The sequence below is a fragment of the Streptomyces sp. NPDC005485 genome (assembly GCF_040606085.1).
GTDB lineage: Bacteria > Actinomycetota > Actinomycetes > Streptomycetales > Streptomycetaceae > Streptomyces.
This window is the reverse complement of sequence record NZ_JBEXDZ010000282.1, coordinates 1-5,503: the sequence shown is the minus strand read 5'-3', so window position 1 is coordinate 5,503 and position 5,503 is coordinate 1. Positions and strand designations below refer to the sequence as shown.

At 71.1% G+C, this 5,503-nt stretch carries 4 protein-coding genes; 1 reads left to right on the top strand and 3 read right to left on the bottom strand.

Annotation, left to right across the window (positions count from 1 at the left end; translation table 11 throughout):
- Positions 1-42 precede the first annotated feature (42 nt).
- Positions 43-1,542, bottom strand: a complete 1,500-nt coding sequence (locus tag ABZS97_RS43280; protein ID WP_356149268.1) for a metallophosphoesterase — start codon at positions 1,540-1,542, stop codon at positions 43-45.
- Positions 1,543-1,635: 93 nt separating this feature from the next.
- Positions 1,636-3,072, bottom strand: a complete 1,437-nt coding sequence (locus ABZS97_RS43275) for an amidase (RefSeq protein WP_356149265.1) — start codon at positions 3,070-3,072, stop codon at positions 1,636-1,638.
- Positions 3,073-3,170: 98 nt separating this feature from the next.
- On the opposite strand from ABZS97_RS43275, the gene ABZS97_RS43270 reads away from it, so the two are divergent.
- Positions 3,171-4,022: a helix-turn-helix domain-containing protein gene (locus ABZS97_RS43270; RefSeq protein ID WP_356149260.1), complete on the top strand. Its 852-nt coding sequence runs from the start codon at positions 3,171-3,173 to the stop codon at positions 4,020-4,022.
- Positions 4,023-4,046: 24 nt separating this feature from the next.
- On the opposite strand, the gene ABZS97_RS43265 is transcribed toward ABZS97_RS43270, so the two are convergent.
- Positions 4,047-5,129, bottom strand: a complete 1,083-nt coding sequence (locus tag ABZS97_RS43265) for a serine hydrolase domain-containing protein (RefSeq protein WP_356149271.1) — start codon at positions 5,127-5,129, stop codon at positions 4,047-4,049.
- Positions 5,130-5,503: the final 374 nt, after the last annotated feature.

Here is a 5,503-nt window from a genome sequence, read left to right as displayed (position 1 = left end):
GCGCCCGCCCGGTTCGCGACTCCGGCCGAGCAGCGGACGCCGTCAGACGAGCGGGATGGTGACCTCGTCCTCGACGGGCGGGTCGAGTTCCTGCCGGCGGTTGCCGGTGGCGGCGTAGCAGCGCAGTCGGATCGACTGCGGGGTGACGTCCAGGCGCAGGAAGCTCTTGAAGAAGGGCGGGCTGTAAGTGGCCGAGCCGGGGGAGAAGAGCTGCGTGTAGGCCTTGCGCACGGGCAGACGCAGCCGGGCGGCACGGCCGGGGCGGCTTGCGGCACCGAGGAGGCCGGCTATCAGACGGACGCGCGGCGTGACCCGCACGGGCGGGCTCTGGGCGCGAGTCGGGGGTATGCCGAGACGCTGCGCGATGACGGCCGTCGCCTGGGCCTCGGTGAGGGTGAACAGCCGGCGCATGCGCAGACGGCGCCCGTAGAGCCTGCTGTAGAAGGCCAGGGAGTCGCCGCGCAGCGGGTAACAGCGGAAGTCGTCCTCGGTGACGTGCGCGAGGTCGACGCGGGGGATGGTGTGGGTGGCGTGCATGAAGGCGCCGCCGCCGCCCGAGACGACGTACTGGATGGTGCGGTCGCCCACCGGCACCGGATAGCGCTGGTAGTTGTGGATGTCGCCGCCTATCACGGCGGCGTAGCGGTGCTCGGGGTCGCGGACGATGTCGTCGACCGTTCCGCCGCCGTCGATGGGACAGGGATGGTGCTTCCCGTCCACGTACAGGGGGGAACCGGTGACGAGGATCTTCGGGAGGGGGCCCCGGGACACCTCCCGCAGCCATCGCCCCTGCTCTGCGTCGACGGTTCCCAGCAGGCCGGTGTCGATGCCGATGATGCGCACAGGTCCCGCGTCGACAGCCCAGTACGGGCCCGGCTGGCGGGCCTGTTGGGCGGGGGAGGAGCGCAACTGCCGTGCCGCGGCGAGGCGTTGCTCGTCGGCCGGGTGCGGCTTGTGCCACAGCAGCGACCGAAGCCGGTCGCGCACCGACGACCGGGGTACGGGCTGCGGCGCCAGGGGCGGGGCGTCGCAGAAGACGCGCATGAATCCGTGGAGGTCGTCGTACCAGTCGTGGTTGCCGGGTATCGCGTAGATGGGCGCCTGGTAGTCCTGGTACGGGCGGTGGAACTTCGTGCCGTAGTCGTCGGTGCTGCCGACCGGATAGATGACGTCGCTGGCGAGGACCGTGAACCTGGTCCCCTCGCTCACCTTCAGGAAACCGGGGACCACGGCGTACTGGGGCTCGTCTCCCTCGCCGGTGTCGCCGATGACCATGAAGGAGAAGTGGTCCTCCTCCTTGCGCCGGATCACCCCGTCGGAGGGTGCACCGGCCGCCGCCTGCTGCTCCACCCAGCGGCTGCGGGTGCGGCCCGTCGGATCCCCGAACCAGGAGGCCAGCACGCCGTTGCGGGCAGGCCAGAGCGTCTTCGGGTTCAGCCAGGAGAGTTTCTCGACCCGATGCGGCATCAATTCCCTGTAGCTGCCGCGTTCTTCGGTGTCCCAGCCGGCGCCCGTGGCCGTATCGCGTGAGGAGTCAGACATCGACGTACCGTAACAACGCGCGCCGACGAGGCGGGAGGGGGCTCCCCCGTCCTGGTGGCAGGCACACCGCCACCGACGGGGGAGCCTGCGCCCTCAGCCGAGGGCCGGACGCCGATCGGCCCAGGGGTGTGCGAGTTCGAGGGTGCGAGCCACCTGGAGCAGGAGGTCTTCCCGCCATGGTGCGGCGACGATCTGGACGCCGACGGGCAGGCCGGTGTCGTCGTCGTGGTGGAGCGGGACGGAGATCGCCGGTTGGCCGGTCACATTGAACACCGAGGTGAACACGCCCATCGGGTAGCTGTTGAGCAGTGCCATCAGGGGGTTGTCGTCGGTGCCTGCCCGCCAGGCACCGACCAGTGGCGGGAGACACGCCATCGTGGGCGTGACCAGAAGGTCGAAACCGGCGACGAAGCCCTCGACGATGCGCCGCGACAACTGCTGCGTCTTCTTCACCGCTTCCGCGTAGGCCCACGAGTCGATCGATCGCGCGGCGTCACGCAGGGCACGATTGTGCGGCTCGACCCGGTCCGGGTCCGCGAGCGCGACCCCGGCACCGCCGATGTTCCATATGGTCGTGAAGGCCGCGACCAACTCCTCGGTCGGCGGCAGCGGGAGGCGCGTGTCGACGATGTGGTGGCCGGATGCTTCGAGTGCGCGAAGCGCGACGCCGACGGCCGTCGCGCACACCGGGTCCACGCCTGTTCCGCCGATCGGCGAGTCGGTGAGCGCACCGATCCGCAGCCCGGTCGGCATGTCACCCTCCACGGCGGTGGAAAAGGACCTGCGCGGGGTCGGTGGCGACCACCACGCGGCCGGATCATGACGTGCGAGCACATCGAGGGCGGCCGCGGTGTCCGCCACCGAACGGGTGAGCACGCCGCTGGTGCCGAGACCTTCCACGCTGACCGTCGAGTTGGTGACCAGCCCGCGAGTGGGTTTGAGCCCTACGAGGCCGTTGCACGAAGCCGGGATGCGGATCGAACCACCGCCGTCCTCGGCGTGGGCCATGGGAGCCATCCCGGAGGCGACGGCAACGCCCGCTCCGCTCGACGATCCGCCCGGAGTGCGGTTCGGGTCCCACGGGTTGCGCGAGACACCCAGCGCCTCGCTCTCGGTGAAGGGCAGCGTGCCGAACTCGGAGGTGGTGGTCTTGCCGAGCAGCACGAACCCGGCGTCCACGAACCGGCGCACGACCGGGTCCGATGCCGCGGCAGGCGCATGGCCGGCCCCGGCGGACCCATGGGTGGTGGGCCATCCGGCCACGTCAAGAAGGTCCTTGATCGGCAGCGGGACGCCGAGGAAAGGCGGGAGGTCCTCGGGCGACGCGGCCCGCATCACCGCGTCGGCCGCGGCGGACGCGGCTTTGCGGACGTCGTCGTCGGCCCGGTGACAGAAGGCGTTCAACCGGCCATCAAGCTTGTCCATCCGCTCCAGACACCCATCGGCCACCTCGACCGGGCTCACCTCCTTTCGACGTATGGCGGCGGCGAGTTCGACAGCCGGCGTGAACGGGTCAATCGGCGGGCGCATCACGAGCGGTCCCTTCCGGTCCGGGTACGTGCAGGAGCCGTCAGTGTCGGCTCGTATCCGACGCCGGGTCTTGGACGAATGTCGCGTAGCCTGACGCCATGCGATCCGCCGGGTCGGCTCATGACACTGCCGCGGTATGGGACATCGCCACCCCGTCTCGGCCAGGCCGGGTGCCGGGGGTCGGCATGGCCGGCTTCCGCGCCCGTACCGCCGACCCCGTCGACCTGAGCGTGGTCCCGTACCCGGCGGTCACGGTGGCCCTCAACCTGAGCGACGGGCTGCTCGCCGTCGACGACTTCGGCGGCCGGCTGCCGAACGGCGGTGTCGTCGTCGGCCTCGCGTCCAGCGGCGTTCGCGGGTACGGCCGTGACATCGAGTGCCTGCAGGTCCGGCTGTCGCCGGTGATCGCCCACGCGGTACTGGGCGCCTCCTCGGAGCTGGGCGCAATGGTGGTCTCCCTCGAAGACCTATGGGGCCGCGACGCCGCGCGCATCCACGAGCAACTGTGTGCTGCCGGGTCATGGGAGGACCGGTTCGCGATCGCGGAGGCCGCGCTCGCGCGACGACACGAGGCGGGCCGAGCGGTCGATCCGGAGGTCGCCTTCGTCTGGCGGCAAACGGTGACGAACCGCGGAGCGGTCCGGATCGAGCGGTTGGCGGACGAGGCCGGTTGGAGCCGCAAGCGTCTGTGGTCCCGGTTCCGGTCCCAGGTCGGCATCAACCCCAAGCGCGCGGCCCAGCTGGTCCGTTTCGACCACGCGGCCCACCGCCTCGCCGCGGGCCACAGCCCCGCACTGGTGGCGGCGGAGATCGGCTACGCCGACCAGTCCCACCTCCACCGGGATGTCAGGGCCTTCGCCGGGGTGACGCCAACAGCCGTCGCGGGCGCGCCGTGGCTCGCGGTCGACGGCGTCGCGTGGGCCGCCCCGGCGTACCTGTCCAAGGCCTGACAACGGTCTGCGGGCAAGCGCTGTTCAGCGGCACAGGGCCGTGTCCACGACCCTCTCGGCCCGCTTCATGGCTGCCTCGTCGGTCGGCTGGAGGGTCACCGCGACATTGGCGGCGCGGCCGTCGTCGGTGACGCCGCCCCGGGTCTCGTATCCCGGGAAGCTGCCACCGTGACCCCAGGAGACACCGCCGCACGACAGCGGCGTACTCACGAGCCCCAGACCGTAGCGGGACCCGGTGGCGAAGGGATATCCGGCGGGGACGGTGGTACGCATCTGGGCGAGCTGGGCCGCCGGCAGGAGACGGCCGGCCAGGAGCGCGGTGAAGAACCGGTTGAGATCGGAGTTGGTGGAGACCAACTGACCTGCCGCCCAGCCCCAGGAGGGGTCCGTTTCCGTGACGTCGCGCAGTGGCGCGCCTGCCGACTCCTGGTAGTAGCCGTGCGGGTGGGGTTCCCGGATGGTCGCGTCACCCGGGGCGGGGAAGTAGGTGTGGCGCAGCCCGACGCGCTTGATGACGCGCTGGTCCATCTCCTGGGCGAGGGGGCGGCCGGTGACCTTCTGGATGATGAGGCCGGCCAGCACGTAGTTGGTGTTGCTGTACTCCCATTTCGTCCCGGGGGCGAAGTCGGCCGGGTGCCGGAGAGCGAGGTGGAGGAGCTCGTGAGGGTCGTAGGTGCGGACGTCGTCGCCGAGATACTCGGTGTAGTTGGGAAGGCCGCTGGTCTGCTGCAGGAGCTGACGGACGGTGATGTGGCGTCCGTCGATCCCCTCCCCGCGTACGAGACCGGGCAGATAGGTGTCGACCGTGGCGTCGAGGCGGATCTTCCCCTCACCGACCAGTTGCAGCACGACCACCGCGGTGAACACCTTGGTGTTGCTGCCGATCCGCAGCTGACCGTCCCTGGGCACCTTCGAACCGGTGGCCAGGTCGCCCACCCCTGCGGTGTAGGTACGGGTGCGGCCCGCGCGGTCTGTCACGCTCGCCAGCGCGGCGGGCAGGCCACCGGAGTGCACCAGCGCGTTCAGGCTCTGCTGCACGGTGTCCGGCCGGGCGGCAGCGGACGCCGCGGGCGGCGCCAGGGCACCCGTCGTGAGGGCGCTCACGATCACCGCGACCGCGACCGGCGCGGCCCTGTGCCGCCCTCCCCGCTGCCGTCCGGAAAACCGAGACCTCTTCCATACCTGCTCACGCACGAGCCAACTCCTGGGGAAACGTGGGGAAACCAGCGTCATGTACCGGCCCCAGCATTTCCGACCGCGATCTTCCGGAGCGATCCTGCTACCCGCCCGGAGCGGGGTAGGGCTACCCCCCCGGCACGCTCATCCGAGGGGAACAGGGCAGAGGACGGCGGCTGTTGGCCCGCTCGCTTCGGGAGCCGTGTGTGCGGAGGGCGGCGGACCGGCCGCGCCCTCCGCTGTGGCCGCGTCAGGCCTTGCGGTAGGAGTACGCCTCCGCTGCCGCCGCTTCCACCGCCGCGAGG

Excerpts from the sequence above, each read along its gene's own strand:
- ABZS97_RS43270 (WP_356149260.1), top strand. The coding sequence starts at position 3,171 with ATGCGATCCGCCGGGTCGGCTCATGACACTGCCGCGGTATGGGACATC.
- ABZS97_RS43280 (WP_356149268.1), bottom strand. The coding sequence starts at position 1,542 with ATGTCTGACTCCTCACGCGATACGGCCACGGGCGCCGGCTGGGACACC.
- ABZS97_RS43275 (WP_356149265.1), bottom strand. The coding sequence starts at position 3,072 with ATGCGCCCGCCGATTGACCCGTTCACGCCGGCTGTCGAACTCGCCGCC.